The 5,488-nt window shown below is 64.4% G+C and carries 4 protein-coding genes and 1 tRNA gene; 1 reads left to right on the plus strand and 4 read right to left on the minus strand.

Annotated elements, in window-relative coordinates:
• From istB to ABSG20_RS31930, 4 genes are all read right to left on the minus strand, one after another.
• On the minus strand, positions 1 to 745 hold a 745-nt coding region (gene istB, locus ABSG20_RS31915; RefSeq protein WP_423868436.1), incomplete at its 3' end, for an IS21-like element helper ATPase IstB.
• 12 nt (positions 746 to 757) lie between these two features.
• Positions 758 to 2,245 carry an IS21 family transposase gene (gene istA, locus ABSG20_RS31920; protein WP_490338352.1) on the minus strand — a complete coding sequence of 496 codons (1,488 nt, stop codon included), beginning with the start codon at positions 2,243 to 2,245 and terminating at the stop codon, positions 758 to 760.
• A gap of 428 nt (positions 2,246 to 2,673) precedes the next feature.
• The gene (locus ABSG20_RS31925; protein WP_423868438.1) at positions 2,674 to 3,048 is read right to left on the minus strand and encodes a hypothetical protein; all 375 of its coding nucleotides are present in this window, start codon (positions 3,046 to 3,048) and stop codon (positions 2,674 to 2,676) included.
• Positions 3,049 to 3,147: 99 nt separating this feature from the next.
• Positions 3,148 to 3,222 (minus strand) — tRNA-Gln (locus ABSG20_RS31930).
• 290 nt (positions 3,223 to 3,512) lie between these two features.
• On the opposite strand from ABSG20_RS31930, the gene ABSG20_RS31935 reads away from it, so the two are divergent.
• The gene (locus tag ABSG20_RS31935; protein WP_423868439.1) at positions 3,513 to 5,297 is read left to right on the plus strand and encodes an acyl-CoA dehydrogenase family protein; all 1,785 of its coding nucleotides are present in this window, start codon (positions 3,513 to 3,515) and stop codon (positions 5,295 to 5,297) included.
• The last annotated feature ends 191 nt before the right edge of the window (positions 5,298 to 5,488 follow it).

The following is a 5,488-nucleotide window of genomic DNA, read 5'->3' on the forward strand; positions in this document are numbered from 1 at the left end:
TCGTGTCGGACTTGGCCGTTTTTGGATCGCGCATCGAGGGACCATCGAGCGCGAGGCGGTAGGCGTTGTGCACGAGGCGATCGAGGATCGCGTCAGCGAAGGTTGGCTCGTCGATGACGTCATGCCATGCCTCCACTGGCAGCTGGCTGGTGATCAGCGTCGATCCCGCGCCGTAGCGGTCTTCGACGATCTCCATCAGATCGCGGCGCTGGTTCGGATTGAGACGATCCGGCCCCCAGTCGTCGAGGATCAGCAGGTCGGCCTTGGTGAGCATGCGGAACAGGCGCGCGAAGCGGCCGTCACCGTGCGCCAGTTCGAGATCGGCGAACAAGCGTGGCACGCGCGCGTAATGCACGGTGTAGCCGTCACGGCAGGCTTTCTGTGCCAACGCGCAACTAAGCCATGACTTGCCGACGCCGCACGGGCCGGTGACGAGCAGATTGCGATGCTCGGCGATCCAGCGGCCGGCGGCCAACTGCTGGAACAGAGCCTTGTCGAGCCGCCGTGGCGTGCGGTAATCGACATCCTCGATCGAGGCCTGGCCGTGGCGCAGCTTCGCATGGCGCAGCCGGCTTTTGAACCGCTGCGTGCCGCGGTGCGCCGCTTCGCGATCGAGCATCAGCGCCAGCCATTCGGCAGGGCCAAGGTCCTTTGCCTGATCCTGTGTTTGCAGCTCGATAAAGGCGTCCGCCATGCCATCGAGCCTGAGGGCCCGAAGCTGATCGATGGTGGGATGGGTCAGCATTTTGTCTTCTCCTCAGTTGAAGTAGCGGGGGCCACGGATGTTGGGATGAACTATCGCAGGCCCCTCCGTGGCGGTGGCGGGCCTTTGGCGATCCAGATTGTTCTTCAAGATGGACGTCACCGACGTATAGGAGCGCGCGCCGATATCGAGGGCGCGACCGCAAGCGGCTTCGAGCCGTTCATGGCCGAAGCTGGTCGCGTGCCGCAGGATACCGATCGAGGCGCGAAAGCCTTGCTCCGGATGGGTTCGCTCGCGCAGAATGATCTCGATCAACGCCGATGTCTTCGGCCCGATCTCGTTCGCTAGTCGCTGGATACGTTCCAGTGTCCAGTCGGCATAGCGCCGGTGGCTCGACGGCATATGTTCGCTCACGGTCGTGTGGCGCCGGTTGGATGACGAGCGCACATGGACGGCGACGCGATTGCCTTGATGAAAAAGCTCGATGGTCCGCCCGGTGATCCGCGCCCACAGCGTCTCACGCAGCAGCGCATGCGGCACCGAGTAGTAGTGCTTCTCGACCTCGACGTGATAATCGAGGCCGGCCTTGCACTGCTTCCATTCGGCGTAGACGTAAGGCGCTGTTGGGAGCGGCTTCAGGGCCGATCGGTCTGTCGCGTCGAACAAGCTGCGTCGGCTCGCGCCCAGATGCCGTGACACTCGGTCGTTGAGCGTTACGAGGCACTCCCGGATCGCCGCGTTCAGCTCCGGCAGTGAGAAGAACCGGCGGTTCCTGAGTTTGGCGATGATCCATCGCGTCGCGACCTGCACGGCGACTTCGACCTTGGCCTTGTCGCGCGGCTTCCTGGGCCGCGCCGGCACGATCGCCGTGCCGTAGTGCGCCGCCATCTCGGCATAGGCGCGATTGACGGCGGGCTCGTAGAAGCAGGCTTTGGTGATGCCGGACTTCAGATTGTCGGAAACCACCATCGCCGGCACGCCGCCGAAAAAGGCGAACGCGCGCGTGTGCGATCCGATCCAGTCGGGCAGCGACTGCGTGGCCGTCGCCTCGGCGTAGGTGTAGCTCGACGCACCGAGCGCGGCGACGAACAATTGGCAGGCATGCACCTCGCCGGTCGTCGCGTCGAAAATGTCGATCGTCGTGCCGGCATAATCGACGAACAGCTTCTCGCCGGCCACGTGCGCCTGCCGCATCGTGGGTGAGTAACCGTCGGGATGGGTCGCGCGGTACTCCTCCCACACCAGTTGCAGCGTCACGCCCTTGCGGCGCAACTCGCGATGAACCGCCGGCCAGTCCGGCAGCGACCGCCAGTCCTTGGCCGCGGCCGCAGGCGCCGGATACAGCCGGCGTTCCAGCACGGCGTCGCCGAGATCGTCGGGCGGTGGCCAACCGATACCGGCCTCACGCGCCCGACGGAGACACGCCCCGGCAGCGGTCGGGCCGATGCCCAGGCTCGCTGCGATTTGACGCTTGGACAGGCCGGCTGCCGACAGCCGCAACACATCCCGGATCTTGCGCATGGGTAATCTCGATTGGGCCATTCCCGCTCCTCTGGAAAAAGGAGCGAGGTCCAGCTGATTCGCGGATCACCCAACGGCGTTCATCACGCCCGTCCACAACCCTGTTGCCCTGGTCGCCATGGACCGGAACAGGTGGTCGTCATCAATCGGAATTGGTGGTCGCCATCAACCGGATTCACCGGTCGCCATGCCCCGGAGCGCGCACCCTCGCCAGTACGAAAATTGGTAGAACACTTGCATCCGTCAAAACCACCGGGCATGTAACTCTCAAAGTCGCGTTGCAGTACGCGACTGAACAATACATTATTCGTCAACGTTTTTAGGAGCTCCCGGGGCACACTCCCCGCTCATAACGTGCTAGTCGCACGTTCGCGTCTGGCCGGGCCCACTAGTAAGCTTAAATAGTGAATGGCTTACGGGCCAGGTGCTCTGCCTGACACGCCCGCTCATCAGGTACTCCTCAGCGGTGGTTTGTGCTCGCCGCCAGACTGATCGAGTTTTGCGGCCAACGCGGATGCCAGCGTGAGCAAACCTTTGTTGGAAAGGTCAGTTGCGATCTGTGGAAGGATGTACCCAAGGCCTGCCCCTTGCAGCACGTTAACGACCACGTCGATCGCGACATGCGCCTCCGAGACAGACAGACTTGCGGCTGCGGGTCCGTATAATTGCTCGATCGCTTTGTCGACATCCGGCAGCACCGTTCGCGCGCCCTGCGAATGCTTCGCGCTGGAATTCCCCGTGAGATCAGTCTCATCCGACAGCGCGTCTTCGCGTATCAGGATTGCCGCCTCTCCGCTCATTTCGACTTCCAGTGTTTCGCCCATCGCGCTGTGTGTTTCACGCGCACGGCGCGGCCGTTTTCTGCGGCGATTTTGACAATAGCTTCTACGGATCGCTGGCCGGTTTTCTTACGCCTTCGTGGTTGGCTGGGGCGGGAGGATTCGAACCTCCGTATGGTGGAATCAAAATCCACTGCCTTACCACTTGGCGACGCCCCAATAGCTGACGGGAAAGCGGCAGACCGGGCCTTGCGCCGCTTCCGCCGGCCACGCCGGTCTATAGAGAGAAGTGAGCCATTTCAACAGGCTGGAACCGGAACATTTCGAGGCCCCGTGACGTGGCGGGGCTTGCGTTGGTTGGCGGCCTGGCTCACCGGGAATGCGCGGCCCCCGGCCGCCCACACGCCGATTCCGGCCCCCTTAAGAGTTGAGAGATCGGCGCTTTCGTGGGAAGACGGCCCCCTGCCGCTGCCTTAAGCTTATCCCCTGCCCTCGCGAGGATCACGGTCATGACCTACCGCGCCCCCATCCCCGACATGCTGCTCTCCCTCAACCACGGCGCCGGCCTGCAGGCGGCCGTGCAGGCCGGCCATTACGGCGATTTCGACGCCGACATCACCATGGCCATTCTGGAGGAAGCCGGCCGGTTTGCCTCGGACGTGCTGGCGCCGCTGAACAGCGTGGGCGACAAGAACGGCATCAAGCTCGATGGCGGCAAGGTGACCACCGCGCCCGGCTGGCCCGACGCCTACCGGCGCTGGACCGAAGCCGGCTGGAACGCGGTATCCGGCCCGGAAGCCTTCGGCGGCCAGGGCCTGCCGCTCGCGATCAATGCCGCCTGCACCGAAATCTGGAGCGCGTCCAATATCGCCTTCGGCCTCTGCCCGCTTCTGACCCTGAGCGCGATCGAGGCGCTCGACGCCCATGGCAGCGGCGAACTGAAAAAGATCTATCTGGAAAAGCTGGTGACGGGCGAGTGGACCGGCACCATGCAGCTCACCGAGCCGCAGGCCGGATCGGATGTCGGCGCGCTGCGCACCCGCGCCGAGCGGGCATCCGACGGCAGCTATCGCATCTCGGGCACGAAAATCTTCATCACCTATGGCGACCACGACATGACCGACAACATCGTGCATTTCGTGCTGGCGCGATTGCCCGATGCGCCGCCGGGCACCCGGGGTATTTCGCTGTTCTTGATCCCGAAATTCCTGGTCAATGCCGATGGCTCGCTCGGCGCGCGCAACGACATCCATGCCAGCGGCGTCGAGCACAAGCTCGGCATGCACGCTTCGCCGACCTGCACCATGACCATGGGCGATCACGGCGGCGCCATCGGCTATCTGATCGGCGAGGAGAACAAGGGCATGCAGTGCATGTTCACGATGATGAACCAGGCCCGGCTCGGCGTCGGCCTGGAGGGCGTCGGCATCGCCGACCGTGCCTATCAGCAGGCGCTGGCCTTCGCCGGGGAGCGCCGCCAGGGCCGTGCTGTTGGCAAGCCCGGCACGGGTGCGGACCCCATCATCGTGCACCCCGATGTCAAGCGCATGCTGATGCAGATGCGCGCGCTCACCGCCGCGGCGCGTACCATCTGCTACGCCACCGCGGTCGCGCTCGATATTTCGGCGCGCGCTACCGATCCCGCGACCCGCGCGCTTGCCGCGGCGCGCGGCGCGCTGCTGACGCCAATTGCCAAGGCCTTCTCCACCGACATCGGCAACGAGGTTTGCTCGCTCGGCGTGCAGGTCCATGGCGGCATGGGATTCATCGAGGAAACCGGCGCCGCGCAGCACTTTCGCGATGCCCGCATCACCCTGATCTATGAAGGCACCAACGGCATCCAGGCGATCGACCTGGTGACGCGAAAACTCGCCGCCAATGGCGGCGCGTCGGTCTTTGCCCTGCTCGACGAACTCGCAGGCACCGTCAAACAGGTCGAGGCCTCGAACGACCCGGCGTTCGGCACTACGGGCGCAAAACTGCGCGACGCGCTGGGCTCGCTCGACCGCGCCAGCCGCTGGCTGTTGGAGCGCATGAGCTCGGCGCCCAACGATGCGCTCGCCGGCGCCACGCCCTATCTGCGGCTGTTCGGATCGACGCTTGGCGGCTGCATGCTGGCCGCCGAGGCGCTCGCCGCGCGCGATGTGGGCGAAGGCGAAGGTCATGCCCAGCGCTACGTCACGCTGGCGCGATTCTTCGCCGAAAACATTACGGTGCAGGCCGGCGCGCTGGAGCGCACCGTGATGGATGGAGCCGAGGCCGTCAACGGCGCTGATGCGGTGCTGCTGGGGTAGCTCGTAGGATGGGTGGAGCGAAGCGATACCCATCTCTTTTTCCCCGATGGGTTTCGCGAAGGGCTCAACCCATCCTACGCGCTAAACCAATAGCCCGGCGGGCATAATCCGCCATCTTGCGCCCGCCGATGCGACGCCCGCCCTACGGACCGGAGTGATTTGGTTGTCAAGGCCCTTTGTAAAAAATATTT

The organism is Bradyrhizobium sp., assembly GCF_049512235.1.
GTDB lineage: Bacteria > Pseudomonadota > Alphaproteobacteria > Rhizobiales > Xanthobacteraceae > Bradyrhizobium.

Excerpts from the sequence above, each read along its gene's own strand:
- istA (WP_490338352.1), bottom strand. The coding sequence starts at position 2,245 with ATGGCCCAATCGAGATTACCCATGCGCAAGATCCGGGATGTGTTGCGG.
- ABSG20_RS31925 (WP_423868438.1), bottom strand. The coding sequence starts at position 3,048 with ATGGGCGAAACACTGGAAGTCGAAATGAGCGGAGAGGCGGCAATCCTG.
- ABSG20_RS31935 (WP_423868439.1), top strand. The coding sequence starts at position 3,513 with ATGACCTACCGCGCCCCCATCCCCGACATGCTGCTCTCCCTCAACCAC.